Source organism: Shouchella shacheensis, assembly GCF_001484965.1.
GTDB lineage: Bacteria > Bacillota > Bacilli > Bacillales > Bacillaceae_D > Shouchella > Shouchella shacheensis.
The window spans coordinates 1-15,343 of the sequence record NZ_LLYY01000027.1 but is presented as its reverse complement, the minus strand read 5'-3'; the positions used below and the strand labels follow the sequence as shown (position 1 = coordinate 15,343).

13 protein-coding genes and 2 pseudogenes are annotated in these 15,343 nt (G+C 47.9%); 5 read left to right on the top strand and 10 right to left on the bottom strand.

Translation table 11 applies throughout. From position 1 onward, the window contains the following. Positions 1-60: 60 nt before the first annotated feature. From AVZ68_RS15565 to AVZ68_RS15550, 4 genes are read right to left on the bottom strand one after another with little or no spacing between them, the layout of a single operon-like run. Positions 61-1,254, bottom strand: coding sequence for a hypothetical protein (locus AVZ68_RS15565; protein WP_059105497.1), 1,194 nt, complete (start codon positions 1,252-1,254; stop codon positions 61-63). Between the two features lie 13 nt (positions 1,255-1,267). Then, positions 1,268-2,101 carry a hypothetical protein gene (locus AVZ68_RS15560; RefSeq protein WP_059105496.1) on the bottom strand — a complete coding sequence of 278 codons (834 nt, stop codon included), beginning with the start codon at positions 2,099-2,101 and terminating at the stop codon, positions 1,268-1,270. Then, positions 2,098-2,787, bottom strand: a complete 690-nt coding sequence (locus AVZ68_RS15555; protein ID WP_059105495.1) for an ABC transporter ATP-binding protein — start codon at positions 2,785-2,787, stop codon at positions 2,098-2,100. Before AVZ68_RS15555 ends, AVZ68_RS15560 begins: the two co-directional genes overlap by 4 nt. Beyond that, the gene (locus tag AVZ68_RS15550) at positions 2,780-3,160 is read right to left on the bottom strand and encodes a GntR family transcriptional regulator (protein WP_157404683.1); all 381 of its coding nucleotides are present in this window, start codon (positions 3,158-3,160) and stop codon (positions 2,780-2,782) included. The genes AVZ68_RS15555 and AVZ68_RS15550 overlap by 8 nt, the downstream gene beginning before the upstream one ends. Positions 3,161-3,467: 307 nt before the next feature. Between AVZ68_RS15550 and AVZ68_RS15545 the strand changes: the two genes are divergently transcribed. Next, positions 3,468-4,280: an NYN domain-containing protein gene (locus tag AVZ68_RS15545; RefSeq protein ID WP_059105493.1), complete on the top strand. Its 813-nt coding sequence runs from the start codon at positions 3,468-3,470 to the stop codon at positions 4,278-4,280. A gap of 407 nt (positions 4,281-4,687) precedes the next feature. On the opposite strand, the gene AVZ68_RS15540 is transcribed toward AVZ68_RS15545, so the two are convergent. From AVZ68_RS15540 to AVZ68_RS15525, 4 genes are all read right to left on the bottom strand, one after another. Then, complete coding sequence (locus AVZ68_RS15540) at positions 4,688-5,857, bottom strand: MFS transporter (protein ID WP_059105492.1); 1,170 nt, start codon at positions 5,855-5,857, stop codon at positions 4,688-4,690. A 592-nt stretch (positions 5,858-6,449) separates the two neighbouring features. Then, positions 6,450-7,259: an SDR family oxidoreductase gene (locus AVZ68_RS15535; RefSeq protein ID WP_437182701.1), complete on the bottom strand. Its 810-nt coding sequence runs from the start codon at positions 7,257-7,259 to the stop codon at positions 6,450-6,452. Positions 7,260-7,432: 173 nt separating this feature from the next. Beyond that, on the bottom strand, positions 7,433-8,542 hold the full coding sequence (locus AVZ68_RS15530) for a Gfo/Idh/MocA family protein (protein WP_059105491.1): 1,110 nt from the start codon (positions 8,540-8,542) through the stop codon (positions 7,433-7,435). Positions 8,543-8,554: 12 nt separating this feature from the next. Then, positions 8,555-9,301, bottom strand: a complete 747-nt coding sequence (locus AVZ68_RS15525; RefSeq protein WP_059105490.1) for a sugar phosphate isomerase/epimerase family protein — start codon at positions 9,299-9,301, stop codon at positions 8,555-8,557. Positions 9,302-9,432: 131 nt separating this feature from the next. On the opposite strand from AVZ68_RS15525, the gene AVZ68_RS15520 reads away from it, so the two are divergent. Together AVZ68_RS15520 and AVZ68_RS15515 are read left to right on the top strand one after the other, a co-directional pair. Continuing rightward, the gene (locus AVZ68_RS15520; protein WP_059105489.1) at positions 9,433-10,344 is read left to right on the top strand and encodes a helix-turn-helix domain-containing protein; all 912 of its coding nucleotides are present in this window, start codon (positions 9,433-9,435) and stop codon (positions 10,342-10,344) included. Between the two features lie 93 nt (positions 10,345-10,437). Continuing rightward, the gene (locus AVZ68_RS15515; protein ID WP_059105488.1) at positions 10,438-11,430 is read left to right on the top strand and encodes a Gfo/Idh/MocA family protein; all 993 of its coding nucleotides are present in this window, start codon (positions 10,438-10,440) and stop codon (positions 11,428-11,430) included. A gap of 208 nt (positions 11,431-11,638) precedes the next feature. Here AVZ68_RS15515 and gbsB read toward each other — a convergent pair whose 3' ends face one another. Next, entirely contained in the window at positions 11,639-12,847 is a 1,209-nt protein-coding gene (gene gbsB / locus AVZ68_RS15510; RefSeq protein WP_059105487.1) for a choline dehydrogenase, read from the bottom strand. 52 nt (positions 12,848-12,899) lie between these two features. Further along, positions 12,900-14,369, bottom strand: coding sequence for a betaine-aldehyde dehydrogenase (betB, locus tag AVZ68_RS15505; protein WP_059105486.1), 1,470 nt, complete (start codon positions 14,367-14,369; stop codon positions 12,900-12,902). Positions 14,370-14,929: 560 nt separating this feature from the next. Between betB and AVZ68_RS15500 the strand changes: the two are divergent. Further along, positions 14,930-15,133 (top strand): annotated as a pseudogene (locus AVZ68_RS15500) (transposase); the annotation flags it as partial. A gap of 18 nt (positions 15,134-15,151) precedes the next feature. Continuing rightward, positions 15,152-15,343 (top strand): annotated as a pseudogene (locus AVZ68_RS21155) (IS3 family transposase); the annotation flags it as partial.

Here is a 15,343-nt window from a genome sequence, read left to right as displayed (position 1 = left end):
CACTCGCTTGCAACAGGTTCACCAATGAAAAGAGCGCACCTCCCCAGCACGCTTCTCTCCTCAATCTTCCGGCTCAACGGTTAGCTCATAATACTCAAGCTGCCCATGTTCGGTCGCTTCTCCTTCCACGGGCACGATCCGTCCTTCGTACAGTGTCTCGCCGCTCTCCACCGAAAAGATATGCAGCTCGCCCATGGAGCTTTCCTGCGAAGACGGATAGCTAAGTAAATAGAACCGCTCTCCGCTTATTTGGCTCATCGATTGCCAGCCATCTTCAATTGGAAGCTCTATCCTGCTTCCTTCAGTGAACGTTTCACTGCCGAGGTCATACGTAGAAATGTGCGCAATATCGCCCGTAGTATCGACAATGTCAATCACGTCATCCGAGTGATAAAACTCGGCCATGCCTGCTTCGCTAAGGTTCAAGTCGACTTCGTCTACTTGATTCGTTTGATAGGAATAGACAAGCAAGGAATCTCCCTCTATCTGCTCATTTCCCCCCTCATCGACGGTGATCGAACGGGTAGAAAAAGCAAGGTGATCGCTTGGCTCTGCGCTACTCGCCGAGGGCATGGAAGAATCACTGCCTATCATTTGCACATGTGGCTCACTGATGACTGTTTCCGCATCGTTAATGGATTGACCCGAGATGTTTATCGAATAAACATCAATGTCCGTTTGTTGCTGCTCGTTCGTTTCTTGATACGTATAAGACTCCGTTGTTACCTTGAGTTCGGACTCAATCAGCTGAACGTCAATCACACGGCTGGACAGCGCTTGAGCGGGAAGGTCGATTTCGAATGAAACTTCTTCTTCGTCCTTGTGATCAAGGATGGAAATCTCCATCATGCTCTCGCTCTCACCTGTGGTCCTCCTCAAATCGGCGTAGATGATGAATTGGTCATCGATGTAGAGAGAGGAAGGATTGTCTTTGCCGCGCATGAACGAGCGATGCTCATTTTGCAACGCATTCATCAGCGGGTCCCAGTGAACGTCCATCTGCTCTAAGAAGGAGAGTTGTTCTTCGATGTCTCTGGGACTGCCAACGACTTTTACTTCCTGATCGGATTGCCCGCCTCCGTTGTAGCGATGTCCCCTAATTGAAACTCCCTCTGCTTCGTCGGCATCGCCTTCCACCCGTTCTAGCGTAAAGGGAGGAGAGGTGGTTTCCGATGAAACCATTTGCGAATAAAAGAATCCAAGCCCCGCTAAAATGAATGCTGTTAACAAAAAACTATACAGGTATTTCTTCACGAGTTTCTCCTCCTCAAACTGTAATCTTCTTTGTAATCAGTTGGTACGATACCCAAATCGAAAGCGCTGCAAGGAAAAGTGTGAGCCCGAGTAGAAGCAGAAAGATTTCTGAGTCATACAGGAAACGAGAAAAGTCTCCAAAGAAGAAGAAAGGCCCAATAACCAGCAGTAACGCCCCCACCCCGTAAAGAAAAGCAAACACCATCCCTTTCCATTTAAAGCTTCTCTCAAACAAAATCATCGTAAAGAGGACGAGTAAAGACAGGGAGCCTATGCCGTAATGAATAAGAAACGCGCCGAAATCTGCAGGAATGATCACATTCAAAGGTCCGTACGTACTTGTAACGATTTCCTGTACCGACATCGCCCCGTTATATAACTCTTGAGGAATCAACCAGGCTAAGAGCGCCTGCTCCGCCACGAGAAGCGGAATTTGGATCGTCACAAGCCCAAGAGTCATGAGGAAGACCGCCGTTAGCTTGGCGAAATAAATCGACATCCGGTGGGTCGGCAGTGTAAGCAGTCGGTACGCAAATGTATTCTTGCCAATCCATTCTCTGTACCAGATGAGGATCGCATAAAGAAGAAGGGTGGCTACAGAAAGGGCGACGCCGCCGTTAAACCAAAGCGAGCCAAGCACTCTTGTGAAGTCCATCGCCCCGAATTGATGGACGAACGCTTCGGGCGTCATCCCCTCAAAGGTCATCGCCGATTCCGCCTGCTCTAGATAGGCACGAGCAACGAGATAGACCCCTAAGAACTGTGTGAGGATGACCAACCCAATGAGAGATAGATAGATTTTCATAAAACGGCTTAGCTCAAAATGAACGAGCTTTAAATAACTCACGATGGGTACACCTCTCTCATCACATCAACGATCGATTTGCCTTCTGTTTCGCGCATTTCTTCGGTGCTAAATTCCCGCAGTACTTGACCTTCGTCAATAAAGACAACCTTATCAATTAAATGCTCGATATCGTTAATTTCATGTGTGGTGATAATAATCCCGCGGTCCTCTAAAAATCCGCTGGAGAAAAGATCGGTGATTTGCTCTCTGCTGAAAATGTCAATCCCTGAAAACGGTTCATCCATTAAGACGAAATCGGTGTTTAGGGATAGTCCTAGAAGCAAGTTGACTTTTGCCGTATTTCCCTTGGATAACTCAGAGAGTTTCATCTCTTCGCTGAGCTTGAAAAACTGCATTAATTCATTGGCTCGTTCCTGGTTCCAGCTTTGGTAAAAATCGTTCATAAATGCCATCGCCTCACGAATCGTCATAGCCGCAGGCATCGTGATGGCGTCTGGAATAAAGGTAATTGCTTCATAGCTTCTTTGGGTTAATTGGCTACCATTCATGAAGATCTCTCCGCCACTTTTGGGCGTTAGGTTCATGATCGCCTTTAGGACCGTTGTCTTTCCTACCCCGTTAATTCCGATCAAACAAGTGATTTCACCTTGTTTCGCCGTAAAGCTAATATCGTGTAGGACTTTTTTGCGCCCATACTTTTTAGAAAGATGCTTCACTTCAATCAAGGGTCTCTTCCTCCTCTTCATATTTGTCTTTCAATAGTGTCACCAGTTCTTCAAAGGGAACGTCAATCGGGCGAATCGCTTCCACAAAGGCGTCAATGGACTCGTGAATCAGTTCTTTGCGCACGGCGGCCAGTACAGAAGCATCGTTGGTGACACGGCTTGGTTTGTTGCGTTCGGTATGAATCAATGTCTGCTCCTCCATTTCCTTGTACGCACGCTGGGCTGTGTTCGGGTTAATTTTCAACGTTGCTCCTAATTCGCGACGGGAGGGAATTTCTTGTCCAGCAACGAGAGCACCGGTGGCGATTTGTTCTTTAAAATATCGAACAACTTGCGCATACACGGGATCGCGCGCGTTAAATTTGATGTTCATGGAAACCTCTCCTTGTTTCATGTGTATGTATTACATGGTCCATACACTTATGTGTGTACTATACGATTAATACAGGTGAAGTGTCAAGATCATTTTGGTAAGCTAAGGGTAGAGGGAGACAGTTGTCAGAGCATCATCAGAGATTTTCGCAAAAAATGGGATAGGCTTTTATCCATAAGTATCGTAAAATGGTTATGATAGTAAGGAATAGGTGCTTGATGAGTGAGAGGAGAGAAGCTGTCTTTGAGAAGGCAGCAGAAACAATGAAGAGAAAAGAAAAACACAGAGAGAGGAAGCCGATCACAACATGGATTTCAGAACGATTGAACACAGCAATGTCGCTGTCTTTATTGACTATGACAATGTGTATTGGACGTTAATGAATCGCTACAACCACGACCCGAATCACGAAAACGTGGAGAAAAATTTATTTAACTGCTTATGGAATCGTTACGGGCAGGACCAGGTCCGAACCTTTCGCGCCTATGCTGATTTCCAACGCATTCGTTCCAGCCTAACGGACTTGCAAAAGCAACGTGTGCAGATTCGTCACGTATATTCGAACGACAAGGAAGGAGATTCGCGGAAGAACTCTTCGGATATTGAGCTATGTATTGATGCGATTGAGAGCACGTATAAGGATCAAAACATTTCCTGCTACATCTTTGTTACCGCTGATAGCGACATGGTTCCGATTATGAGTCGACTCATGTACAAAGGGAAACGTGTCGAATTATATTACTTATCAGAAGCAGCGCCGAAGCATACAGATATAACAAGCTACTCTCACTATAGTGAAGATTTGCGTGATTTCTTAAGCTTGGAAGTCAAAGAATACAAGCTGGAGTCCTACATGAAGGAAGCGCTTCTATTTATCGATGATTGGGAAAGCCGATTTGGTTCAGAGAATGAACTCTACCTTGGCGCGCCGTGGCTTAGAAATCAATTTTCGATCAAATTTGGAATCCCTGCGAACTCGGCAAGTGAACTTATTGATAAATTGAAGATTGAAAAGCTGATCGGAACGGAGAATAAGGAATTGAATAACGGAGATGTGAAACCAAGCTTGGCCCTAACAAAACAAGGGCGCGAGTGGCTCGCGCCCTTGTCGAAAACATAACGGTCATTTTGTCGAATTTTAAGGGTTGACTTGTAGATAAGTCTCTCATATTATAGTGATAGGGAAAACATTCGTTATCATTCGCTAAAACATGAATGCGTTAGACAATTCGTTATGAAAGGCAAGGACATACCTTGTCTTTTTTTGTTATATCTCATCCTCCCCCCCGTGAAATTGTGCTTACTTATTGATTACCCGTTTCTTTGTGATGTAAACATCCTTTTTGAAAAGTGCCGTCTCTTTATGCCTCGAAGGAGCATAGAGAGACGGCATTTTTCGTTCTGATCGAGGAGGCTGATTGGAGGAGAAAGAATGGATGCGAGTGAGAGGGAGTGGAATGTGCGTGAGAAGCAGGTGAAAACGCGGGGGAAGCATGGTATTCTCACCTCCGCCCCTCCGCTTTCAAGTTAACGAGCCAGTCTCAAAACGGGAACCACACATAGAAGCAATCCGCTCACAAAGAGCAAGACCCCAAGCCAGCCATAGCTACTCCAGAAAAAGCCACCGACTGTGCCAGCGATGCTTGATCCCAAATAGTAGGCGACCAAATAAAGCGAGGAGGCCTCTGCCCGTGCTCCGTTGGCTTGGGTGCTAACAGTGGAAGAGGCGATCGAGTGGCTGGCAAAAAAGCCGAACGTGAAAATGAGCAGTGCTGGCAGTTGCATCAGGGAGGAGGGTACGGCCGTAAGCCAGGCTCCGGCAGCCATAATCGCTCCCGAGAGTAAAAGCACACGACGCTTGCCATACTGATCCGCTTTCTTGCCCATATAGACTGAACTAAACGTCCCAGCCAAGTAGGTAATAAAAAGAAGACCAATCACGGTTTGGCTGAACGAAAACGGGGGCGCCATCAGGTAAAAGCCAATGTAGTTGAACAGTGTGACGAAACTACCCATGAGCCAAAAGCCAAGCGAGATTAAAAGCACGAGCTTTTTGTCCTTGAAGGCTTTTAAATACCCACCAATTGATTGCTTCAGGCTTAGGGATGGATTTTTGGGGTGGCTCGGCGCTGGCAACAGGTAAAAAAACAGAAGCGTTAGAACAATCGCTAGTATGCTGATCAAAGCAATGGCAAAGCGCCAGCTAAGCAGATCAGTCAGAAATCCGGTCAACAGCCGTCCGCTCATTCCTCCTATACTCGTTCCTGCGATATAAAGGCCCATAATCTTACCAAGGCCACGCTTTTGGAATTCCTCCACAATGTAGGTCATGGCAATCGCAGGCACACCGGCAAGGGCCAGACCAAGAAGGCCTCTTACAAGCAGAAGCAGGCCGAACGACGGGCTTAGTGCACTGAGCAAGGAGAGGAGCGATGTGGCCATCATCGAAGCAAGCATGACGTTTTTTCGGCCGTAGCGTTGGGACAGCGGCGTAGCGATGAGTAAACCAATGGCCAGAACCCCCGTTGACAGCGACAGTGTCAAACTAGCAGAAGAAGGCGACACAGCGAAGTCCTCAGAAAACACGGGCATGAGAGGTTGTGTTGTGTAAAGTGTGGCAAATGTGACAAACCCGGCAAAGAAAAGCGCCAGTGCAGCGTGACGATACGTGGTTGTGCCCTCTTGGATGTAACTCATGCAAACCCTTCTTTCTATCTACCACTCTACTGTACACCGATCGCATCATTCCGTAAATACGGCGGTAAACAGTATGAGTGAAAGAACGTTCCCCGCCGAGTTTACAAAGAACGTTGAAGAAGGTTTCGGGCTGCCACTCCCCCTAATTCCGCTAACTCCTAGGAATATAAATAAGCCTATTGGTCTACACTGCTAAAAAGGAGTGAAGGCAAATGGAACGGGAGCAGGGCGGTCACTTCGTACAAGGATTGCTTTGGGGAACGATGTTGAGCGTGCCGATTTGGGGCACTCTGATCTTAATTGTGAAATGGCTCTTTTTCTCAGGATAATCGGGGACGCGAGGAAGGCGTTCTCGTTTTTTTAATTGCTATAAAAGAGACGATGCAAAGGGGTTTCATCGCTTAATCCGCTAAGGAGATTGTGTCTGCCAACTGCATTTGTTCCAAGTTCAATCTCGTTCAAAGAGGGAAAAATTCTATGAAAAACCAAAAAACGGCCTTAAGATATAAGGGCCGTTCCTGTTGAAAAATAATGAACCTAGCCGTCAGCTTGAAAGAAGGCGTGGTCTTGCCATATAAACTGTCTCTTCCCCTCACAACAGCGTCTGCGCCCCGTCCACAAACAGCTCCGTTCCGCTAACATGCTTCGAGGCATCGGAAGCAAGAAATAACACAACGTCCGCGACCTCTTCTGGTTTCCCTGGATCTGTAGGCATTTTCGCTTTTCCTTTAGGGATGCGGATGTTCTCAAGCTGCTCTTCGTTTGGATAGGTTCTCTCCCCAATGCTGGTTTCAAACGCCCCTGGACAAATGACATTTACCCGGATGTGGTAATTGGACAGCTCTAAAGCTGCCATTTTTCCAAATGCCAGCTGACCAGCTTTGGAGGCGCTGTATGCGGTCATTCCAAAATTCGAGAAGACACGAGTTCCGTTCACAGAACTCGTAATGATCATGCTTCCGCCGTTTTCTTTCATATAGGGAATCGCATGCTTAACCGTCAGGAATGTGCCCTTTAAATTGATAGAGAGTGTCTGATCCCACTCTTCTGGGTCAAAATCTTCAATGGGCGCCAAACGGCCATTCACACCTGCGTTCGCAAAGACAACATCAATATCTCCCCAGGCTCCTGCTACTTGTTCGATGGCCGACTGCACGGCTTTGGTCTGGCTGACGTCTACCTGCACCCCCATCGCTTCTCCACCCTCGGCTCTGATCTGGTTAGCCGCTTCGGAAACCTTGTCGGCGTTGAGGTCAAGAAGAGCAACCTTCGCTCCTTCTTTGGCGAGGCGTTTGGCTGAAGCGAGGCCAATGCCAGAGGCGCCCCCAGTTACAATTGCGACTTTATCGGCTAGCACACGCATCACTTCTTTCTGGATGTTTGTATGGACATGGTCCTTCATTATAACGTACCCATCTTAAGGGGAAATCAAGCATAAAAAAACGATGGACTCCTAAGGAGAGAAATCGTCGTACAAAAAGGATAACCCTCTCTTTTTGAACGGATTATCCTAAAAAAGCGTTTATCTTTCTGCTCTTTTATAGCCCCACCTGAGCAACAGGTGGGGTGATTTCTCTAAGAAATCTCCGAAAGATCTTTTTTCTCACCAAAGTAAACAGCTTCTCCCGTTTTCGCAGATTCATAGATGGCTTCAAGGATTTCACTGACAACAAGGGCTTGCTCGGCTGTGACAAATGGTTCGGTGTCATGGAGGATGCTGTCGATCCAAAGCCGGGCTTCTCGGTCTGCCTGGCTCTCAGCACCGCCCTCATAGTAAGCGACTCCACCTGCGTTAAGGTCAGGCTTTGTTACATAAAGCCGGCCCAATTTCTCTCCGTTGATTCTGAGGCCATCTCTCATATCAGCGCCACCTTTCGTACCGCAGAGCGTTGTTTTGGCTTCATCGACATCAAGCGTGTTGAGCGCCCAGCTTGATTCTAAGCTGATAGTGGCGCCGTTTTCCATTGTAATAAAAGCAAACGCTGAATCTTCAACTGTAAACTCTTGCGGGTTCCAAGGTCCAAAGGCGTTCGCCGCGTTTTCATTGTCCGAGAGCTTATGGTAGACATTACCGACAACGCTCTTCACCTTATAGTTGTCCATCATCCATAAGGTAAGATCAAGGGCATGGGTGCCAATGTCAATAAGCGGCCCTCCACCTTGTTCCTCCTCATTCAGAAACACTCCCCATGTTGGCACAGCACGCCTGCGAACCGCGTGTGCCTTGGCATAGTAAATCTCCCCGAGTTCGCCACTTTTGCAAACCTCTTTCATATATAGAGAATCATTGCGGTAGCGGTTGTCATAGCCGATGGTTAGTTTCTTGCCCGTTCTTTTGGCGGCTTCCACCATTTTTCTGGCCTCTGTCGCTGACTTGGCCATTGGCTTTTCGCAAAGGACGTGCTTGCCGGCTTCAAGGGCAGCAATGCTGATGGTAGAATGGGACTTATTTGGCGTACATACATGAACCACGTCAATGCTCTCGTCTTTTAATAATTCTGTGAAGTCTGTGTATATGCGGGCATTTTCTGTGCCAAACGTGCTCTTCGCTCGTTCAGCTTTTTCCTCAATGATGTCACAAAAAGCGACCATTTCCACTTCTTGTACGTTTGATAAACTTGGCATTTGTTTCCCGTTGGCAATGCCCCCACAGCCAATGATGGCCACTTTTAGCGTTTTCGTCATATAGATCTCTCCTTACAGAATCGATTTTAAATAGGTGGCACTTTTCGTAACGCTCTCCATTTGGTCTTGATCGAACTGTTCTTGTTCTACTGTGTACCATTCAACGCCATGCTTTTTCCCGCTGGTGACAATGGCTTCGACATCCATAGTTCCTGAGCCGACGACAACGTTGCGAAGCTCGCGAGGATTGTTCATGTCCTTCATATGAAGGATTCGCACACGTTCTTTGTACTGCTCGATCCAGTTGACTGAGCTAAGGCCCGTGGCTTCCAACCAGAATGTATCAAGCTCCATGAAGACGTGGGTGGGATCAGAATACTTAAAAAGCAACTCGAGCCCATGCTCTCCGTCAAACGTCTGCAATTCTACATCGTGGTTATGGTAGCCAAAGGCCAGTCCGTTTGCTGTACATCGTTCTCCTATGGCAGTCAAAATTTCTGCCGTACGTTTGTATGCATCGGCACTGTCCCGATAGGATTCTGGAAGACCAGGGCAGATGATGTAAGGGTTCTCAATTTCAAGTGAATACTGAATGGCTTGATCGAGAGTGCTCTCCAGCGTATCCATTCCAATATGGCTACCTGCGGCCTTTAGACCAACGTTGTTGAGCTCATTTTTTAGCTGCTTGCTCGGTGTTTCAAAATAGCCAGCAAATTCAACCCCTTCATAGCCAGCCGCAGCCACTTGGTTAAGCGTGCCAAAAAAGTCTTCCCTACAGAGCTCTTTAAGAGAATAGAGCTGTAACCCAAGTTGTGTCATAGCAGAGACCTCCGTTTCCTCCAAGATTAAACATGTACAAAATGTATCACAAACACGTAATTATGCGATATACTTAAACGATTATATTATATCAAAAGTTTGTCATTCATTGATTTTGCAGGAGGGAAACGATGAAATCGCTTACTGAGCCTTATAAGGAGCGGGTGCTTGAAGACAATGTTCTCAAACAGCCGATTCATTGTCATATGGAGCATAGCCCACCCAATCAACTAATTGTCTCTTCCCATTTCCATGATGCGATTGAACTGTTGTTTGCGTTCTCGGGAGCTGCCCGCGTGTTTGTCGGAGGCTCCACGTTCACGATGAGGGAAGGGGACTTGGTGATTGTCAATTCCAAAGAAGTGCATTCCATTTTTGCCGAAGATGGGGAGGAGGAAGTGCGCTATTTGGTGATCAAGCTTGAACCAGAGGTGCTTTATTCCACCTCCAGGTCGATTTTTGAATCCAAGTACGTGCTCCCATTTGCGATGGCAAAGTCAAGTCCGCAGACGCTTCTCTCAAGGGCGGATATTGAACACACGGCCATTCCGAGCATCATTGAGCAGATTATGAGTGAGTTCTACCTTAAGAGCTATGGGTATGATTTTGCGATTCGGATCCATATTTGTTCAATCTTTCTAGCCGTTTTGCGCTTTTGGGAACATTACGGCATTAAGGTTCGAGAGTCGGACCCTTACAATCAAATGGATATTGAACTGATGCAAAACGTTTTCCGCCTGCTAGAAGAACAATTTGCGCAGCCCATCACCGCTAAGCAAGCAGCGGAGTACTGCAACTTAAGTTATAGCTACTTTTCACGAAAAGTGAAAACCATTACAGGGCGATCGTTTACCGAACTGCTCAATTATGTACGCGTGACCGAGGCGGAGAAGCTGTTAACAACGAGCGATTTGCCTGTTACCGAAATTGCCGCACGCACGGGCTATTCCACCTCGAGCTATTTCATTCAGCAGTTCAAAGCGTTTAAAAACATATCCCCTTATCGCTTCAAAAAGAGGATGTTTGCCCATCAACGCGAATGAAAAATATAATTTTTTTGTCTTGACAGGCGGTTTCGTTTATCGCTAATATGGTGCTTAAGCTGAGTTCAGGCAGTCTGAAAAGGAGATGAAGATATGATCAATGTCGCATTGCTGAGCCGATGGCATGTTCACGCCGATGATTATGCTCGGGAGGTCCGCACACACCCGGAACTGCGCATCACGATGGTGTGGGATGAACAACGGGAGCGGGGAGAGAAATGGGCAAAGGAGCTGGAAGTGCCGTTTGAAGCGGATCTCGATACGCTTCTGGCCAGTGAAACTGTGGACGCGGTGATTGTTGACACGCCAACAGTCTTGCACAAAGAAGTGATTGCAAAGGCGGCGAGAGCGGGCAAGCATATTTTTTCTGAAAAAGTGTTAGCGCTTACGGAAGCGGACTGTGAGGAGCTTCTCTCCATCGTAAAAGAGCATCATGTTTCTTTGATGCTCTCGCTTCCGCGCTTGAATGATCCATCCTATCTGTATGCCCAAAAAGCGCTAGAAAACGGCTGGCTAGGAGAGCTTACCTCGATCAGGTGTCGCCTTGCGCATGGAGGAGCCGTTCCAACCAACAGCCATCCGGCCGGGTGGCTGCCAGCGCATTTCTTTGATAGAGAGGCGTGCGGGGGAGGGGCGTTGATTGATCTTGGAGCCCATCCGATCTATGTAACAAATCGTCTAGCCGGAGCGGCAGAATCCGTGATGGCGGAGCTTACGAGTCATCGTTCAGGTGATGTCGACGATAACTCGGCGGTGCTTGTGCGCTATCAGTCTGGGGCGCTAGGTGTGCTCGAAGCTGGGTTTGTGTCGAGTGGTAGTCCGTTTTTACTTGAGTTGCATGGAACGAAAGGCAGCGTACTCGTAGAAGAGCGGGAAGTGCGCGTAAAGAGCACAGAACTACAGGATGGTTCTTGGCACACGCCTGTACTTCCTGCGCAAGCGCCAAGTGCGATGAAGCAATGGATGGCGCATATAGAGTCGGGGGCAGAGCCAGCGATCACTCAAGAAGACATGCTTCAGTTAACGAAAATCAATGAAGCCGCCGCTGTTTCTGCAAAGGAAGGGCGACGTGTGCGCCTTTCATAAAGAGCCGTCTCACACATAAGAAAAGCGTAGGCGCCCTGATTACGAGCGACAAGTTCTGGAGCGACGGCAGTTTCAAGCCCGGTTTTGGCTTGATCTGGCGGCGTGAAGAAACCTCGAGCGAGTGGGCGCCGGAGCTAGACAAAAAGAACCATGAGAAGGAAATTCTCATGGTTCTTTTCTTATGGTGAGATTGTGTGTGGTGAAAAACTTAAACCGTTTTCGGCACTTCGTTAAAGCAACGTTTATAAATCCATTCATAATCGGAAAGCGTCAGGTCACGCGGATTTCCGATTGTTTGCGGGTCGTTTAAGGCTTCGTTCGCCCAGCGTTCCACTTGTGTGGGGTCCACTCCTTGCTTCTCGAGGCTCGGCACTTCAAGCTCTTCAACAAGGTCATACATATAGGTAACAGCTGCTTTTGCGGCTTCTTCGGTCGTCATGTTGGCTGTGTTAATGCCAAAAGCTTGCGCAATTCGAGCGAAACGACCAGGAGCACCTTTCCAGTTGAATTCCATCACAGGTCCCATCATCGCTGCGACGCACTGCCCGTGAGCGACAGGAACCATGCCGCCAAGCGATTGACTCATGGCGTGCGCGGCACCGGCCGATTCGCTTCCGTAGGAAAGACCGGCAAGCATCGCTGCTTGAGCCATGCCGTAGCGTGCTTCAAGGTCAGCCCCGTCGGCAAAGGCGCGGCGGATATAGGTAGCTGCGTACTCAATCGCAAGCAAAGCTACAGCGTCGGTGACTGGTTGGGCGTATTTCATCGTGTAGCACTCCACCGCGTGTGCAATTGCGTCGATTCCTGTCATCGCTGTGACATGAGGCGGCATAGACGTGTGAAGTTCAGGATCAATAATGGTGAGGTAGGCTGCAATCAGAGGCCCGCCTGTATTGAACTTGTACTCTCGTTCTTCATCTGTAATCACTGCCCATTGCGTGACTTCAGAGCCTGTGCCTGCCGTCGTTGGAATCGTTGCGAGTGGTGGGATTCGATTCTCAAGCGGCTTCTTGCTCTCTGCGGCCTCATAATCAAGAACCGTGCCTTCATGTGTCGCTTCAACGCCAATCGCTTTTGCCGTATCCATGGACGAACCACCGCCCACGGCAACGAGACCGTCACAGTTGTTTTCTGTATAAACGTTTGATCCTTCAGCGATTAGACGAGTAGGAGGGTTTGGCTCAACATTGTTAAAGAGCACGACTTCCACTCCTGCTTCTTTTAAACTTGCTTCCACAGGTTTGGTTACACCAGCTTTGTAGATCCCAGGGTCTGTGACAAGCAGAACTTTGGATGATCCAAGTGCTTTGACCTCTTCGCCGAGATGCTTGATCGCACCAATGCCGTGTTTTATCGCTGTTGGCACTTCAAACGTGTGGTAGTTCATCATGGATTCGACTTTCATATGCATGCTCATCATCAATCTCTCCTTTGATTTATTATTAAAATTGAAACGCTTTGGTGGAGCGTTAGTTAAACCAGCCTACAGGCTGCGGATTGGTGTTGCGGAAGACGTGCTTCACTTCTGTATACTCTTCAAGCCCGATTTTTCCAAGCTCACGGCCGAAGCCAGACTGCTTGTAGCCCCCCCACGGAGCTTGAGCAAAGTATGGGTGGAAATCATTAATCCAGACCGTACCCATACGAAGCTTACGGGAGACGTACTCAGCTTTATCAATGTCGTTTGTGAAAACGGCACCGGCTAATCCGTAAATCGTGTCGTTGGCTTTTTCAATCGCTTCATCGGCCGTGCGGAACGCTTCCACTGTCAACACAGGGCCGAAAATTTCCTCCTGAACAATGCGCATATCCGCCGTACAATTCGTGAAAATGGTTGGAAGGAAAAAGAAGCCATCTTGCAATTCAGCATCGTTAGGCCGCTTGCCACCAACGGCGAGTGTGGCGCCTTCCTCAAGGCCAATGTCAATGTAACGTTCGACCTTTGCCCGGTGCTCCTGTGAGATAAGAGGACCTGATTCGGTTGCCTCATCAAAACCATTTCCAAGCTTGATGCGGCTTGCACGCTTCACGAGTTCCTCCACAAATTGATCATGAATGGATTCTTCAACGAGCAAGCGGGAGCCAGCGGAACAAACTTGACCGCCGTGGAAGTAGACCGCGTTTAGGGCTTGATCCACCGCTGTATCAAAATCCGCGTCAGTAAAGACGATGTTTGGATTTTTCCCGCCAAGTTCAAGCGCGATTTTCTTCACGTTGACGCTTGCGGAGCGCATAATCGTTTTTCCTGTTTCGATCCCACCTGTGAAGGATACCAGGTCGACGTCCGTGCTTTCGGAAAGAGGGGCACCCACTTCTGCCCCTGTGCCAAGCACGAGGTTGGCCACGCCGGCCGGAACACCAATCTCCTCAAACAGTTCAAAGACTTTCACAGTGGTCAGAGGGGTAATTTCACTTGGTTTCATAATCAGCGTATTGCCAGCTGCCAAAGCTGGAGCCAGTTTCCAAGCCGCCTGCAAGAGCGGGTAGTTCCATGGAGTGATTTGCCCGCAGACCCCAATCGGTTCGCGTACGACTTTGCTTGTGGAGTCGGGGATTGGGCTTTCGATCAGTTCGCCGCCGTCCTTGTCCGCAAGTCCAGCGAAATAGAAAAACACATTGGCAATGTCGTTCATGTCTCCGCGGCTTTCCTCGATTGTTTTTCCTGTATCAAGCGTCTCAAGTCGGGCAAGCTCTTCCACATTTGCTTGTATTTTTTCTCCGATTTGACGCACGATCTCTCCGCGCTCACTTGCGGGTGTGTTCACCCATTCGCCGTTATCAAACGCACGACGCGCAGCGGCGATCGCTTTTTCTGTATCTTCTTTTGTTCCCTCAGCAGCGGAGGCGATGATTTCTTGATTGAATGGATTGATAATCTCTCGCTGCCCTTTTTTTATGGCCTCAACCCATTGCCCATCAATATAGTTGTGGAGTTGCAATGCGCTCACCCTTTCAATTTGTTTAATATATATTAAATAATTTCAACGATCATTACTTTATCATGAGGGGAGGATTCTGTCAAAAGGAAAACCCTTTTTGTTGTTCTGACTAGGTGAGGATTGAGCATCGTCGGAGAGAAGGAGAGCTCTAGAAGCCCAGTTACGAGCAGTCATGAATGGGGAGAGCCATGTCTATGGATCACAGGGTCGTTCTGTGGAATTGTTCCCTTTTTTTAGGTGGAGCCATTCGTTGGTCGGATAGGCGTTGCATTTATAAGAAGAGAGCATTTGCCGAGGGTGCTCTTGGTTTGCTTATCCTTAGGTACGGGGGCTAAATGGACCTGTCACTTTTCACAATAGCCGGGTTTTACAGAACGGGCCCCTTTCTTGCTAGGAGAAACCCGATGTGCGTGAGGAGAGCCGGAATGTGGGTGAGAGAAGCGCGGATGTGGGTAAGAAGAGCCGGAATGTGGGTGAGAGTGATGTTAGTCTAAGAAGTGGACACAGGAATATGAGAATAGGAGTATAATACCCCTAACGATTAAAAGGACGTGTCCACGATGAAAAAATACAAGACTCAAGAGTACAGAGATTACGTTGCCAAACTAATTGTCGAAGAAGGAAGAGTCGCTCGGGAAGTTGCTTATGAACTGGAGCTCGCCTATTCGACCGTGTGTAAATGGGTAGCCGCATACAAAAGGAAAACGAAAACGGATCCGTCTGACGAAAAATATGTCACGCCTACAGAACTGAAAAAAATGGAAGATGCGCATAACCAAAAAATTCGAGAATTAGAAGAGGAGAACGAAATCCTAAAAAAGGCCATGCGCATCTTTACGAAAAACCACGAGTAATCTACAGCTTTATTTATGACAACCGGGATAACCATTCCGTGGTAAAGATGTGCAAAACACTGCACGTTTCGACGAGCGGCTATTACAAATGGCTGAGCAATCGAGACACGCTGCATTCCG

Excerpts from the sequence above, each read along its gene's own strand:
- AVZ68_RS15550 (WP_157404683.1), bottom strand. The coding sequence starts at position 3,160 with ATGAACATCAAATTTAACGCGCGCGATCCCGTGTATGCGCAAGTTGTT.
- AVZ68_RS15545 (WP_059105493.1), top strand. The coding sequence starts at position 3,468 with ATGGATTTCAGAACGATTGAACACAGCAATGTCGCTGTCTTTATTGAC.
- AVZ68_RS15540 (WP_059105492.1), bottom strand. The coding sequence starts at position 5,857 with ATGAGTTACATCCAAGAGGGCACAACCACGTATCGTCACGCTGCACTG.
- AVZ68_RS15535 (WP_437182701.1), bottom strand. The coding sequence starts at position 7,259 with ATGAAGGACCATGTCCATACAAACATCCAGAAAGAAGTGATGCGTGTG.
- AVZ68_RS15530 (WP_059105491.1), bottom strand. The coding sequence starts at position 8,542 with ATGACGAAAACGCTAAAAGTGGCCATCATTGGCTGTGGGGGCATTGCC.
- AVZ68_RS15525 (WP_059105490.1), bottom strand. The coding sequence starts at position 9,301 with ATGACACAACTTGGGTTACAGCTCTATTCTCTTAAAGAGCTCTGTAGG.
- AVZ68_RS15520 (WP_059105489.1), top strand. The coding sequence starts at position 9,433 with ATGAAATCGCTTACTGAGCCTTATAAGGAGCGGGTGCTTGAAGACAAT.
- AVZ68_RS15515 (WP_059105488.1), top strand. The coding sequence starts at position 10,438 with ATGATCAATGTCGCATTGCTGAGCCGATGGCATGTTCACGCCGATGAT.
- gbsB (WP_059105487.1), bottom strand. The coding sequence starts at position 12,847 with ATGAGCATGCATATGAAAGTCGAATCCATGATGAACTACCACACGTTT.